This window comes from Streptococcus infantis, from assembly GCF_001579645.1.
Taxonomy (GTDB): Bacteria; Bacillota; Bacilli; order Lactobacillales; family Streptococcaceae; genus Streptococcus; species Streptococcus infantis_E.
Map to the genome: position 1 here is coordinate 351,754 of NZ_KQ970818.1, position 1,624 is coordinate 353,377.

Genomic DNA, 1,624 nt, shown 5'->3' on the forward strand with positions numbered 1-1,624 from the left:
CCCTTTGTGAATCGCTTTTTATATATAAGGAGACCGAGAGTTACGTAAAAATTAATACTAGAAGTGATATCTATATATTTGTTATCTTGTAATATTATATTATCAAAAAACGAGGGACCTGTCAACAAGAAAATTGAAAAAAATATAAAAAATTGCAAATGTAAGAGAATTGCAATGCAATAAGCAATTTTCAGATAATTATTGAAATAAAGACAGTTTTGTGATATAATGGAAGCGATTAAATACGAGGTGAAAAATGGCACATTTATTAGAAAAAACGAGAAAAATCACATCTATCTTAAAGCGTTCGGAGGAGCAACTACAGGATGAACTTCCCTATAATGCCATTACACGTCAATTAGCCGATATCATCGACTGCAATGCTTGTATCGTCAATAGCAAGGGGCGTTTGTTGGGCTACTTTATGCGCTATAAAACAAACACCGATCGTGTAGAGCAGTTTTTCCAAACAAAGATTTTCCCTGAGGACTATATCCAAGGGGCAAATATGATCTACGATACGGAGGCCAACCTCCCTGTGGAACATGATTTGACTATTTTCCCAACTGAAAGTCGCTCAGACTTCCCAGATGGTTTAACAACGATTGCTCCAATCCACGTTTCTGGGATTCGATTGGGTTCTTTGATTATTTGGCGAAACGACAAGAAATTCGAAGATGAGGATTTGATCCTTGTTGAGATTGCTAGCACTGTGGTTGGTATTCAGCTTTTGAACTTCCAACGTGAAGAAGATGAGAAAAATATCCGCCGTCGCACAGCAGTGACTATGGCGGTCAATACACTATCATATTCTGAATTGCGTGCAGTCTCTGCGATTTTAGCAGAACTAGATGGCAAAGAAGGACAATTGACAGCTTCAGTTATCGCAGATCGCATCGGTATTACTCGTTCAGTGATTGTCAATGCTCTTCGGAAGCTCGAATCAGCAGGGATTATTGAAAGTCGTTCATTGGGTATGAAGGGAACTTATCTAAAAGTTTTAATCCCAGATATTTTTGAAGAAGTGAAAAAGAGGGACTATTAATGGCTAAGGCTTTAATTTCGATTGACTATACAGAAGATTTTGTAGCGGATCATGGAAAATTGACAGCAGGAGATCCTGCTCAAGCAATATCAGAAGCAATCAATCAGGTAACTAGATTAGCATTTGACCGTGGAGATTATATTTTCTTTACCATTGATGCTCATGAGGAAAATGATGTCTTTCATCCAGAAAGTAAACTATTTCCCCCTCATAACCTGATTGGGACTAGCGGGCGTAATCTATATGGTAAGTTAGCTGAATTTTATCAGGAACAGGCCCAGGATAGTCGTGTTTTCTGGATGGACAAACGTCACTATTCAGCTTTTTCTGGCACAGATTTGGATATCCGTCTGAGAGAGCGTCGCGTGGATACAGTCATCTTAACAGGTGTTCTGACAGATATCTGTGTATTGCATACGGCTATCGATGCCTATAATCTTGGGTATCAGATAGAAGTTGTCAAGCCAGCAGTGGCATCCATTTGGCCTGAAAACCATCAGTTTGCACTTGGACATTTTAAGAATACATTAGGAGCGAAACTCCTTGATGAAAATCTAGTTGAAATCAAAGAATAATGTA

2 protein-coding genes are annotated in these 1,624 nt (G+C 38.5%); both read left to right on the forward strand.

The window, feature by feature from the left end:
- The first annotated feature begins 256 nt into the window (after window positions 1–256).
- Window positions 257–1,045, forward strand: coding sequence for a GTP-sensing pleiotropic transcriptional regulator CodY (gene codY / locus SINDD18_RS01685; RefSeq protein WP_049548420.1), 789 nt, complete (start codon window positions 257–259; stop codon window positions 1,043–1,045).
- A complete protein-coding gene (locus tag SINDD18_RS01690; RefSeq protein ID WP_061862865.1) occupies window positions 1,045–1,620 on the forward strand; it encodes a cysteine hydrolase family protein in 576 nt (191 codons plus the stop codon). Before codY ends, SINDD18_RS01690 begins: the two co-directional genes overlap by 1 nt.
- Window positions 1,621–1,624: the final 4 nt, after the last annotated feature.

Bases quoted from the DNA above. Each gene is read 5' to 3' on its own strand.
- codY (WP_049548420.1), top strand. From the start codon at position 257: ATGGCACATTTATTAGAAAAAACGAGAAAAATCACATCTATCTTAAAG.
- SINDD18_RS01690 (WP_061862865.1), top strand. From the start codon at position 1,045: ATGGCTAAGGCTTTAATTTCGATTGACTATACAGAAGATTTTGTAGCG.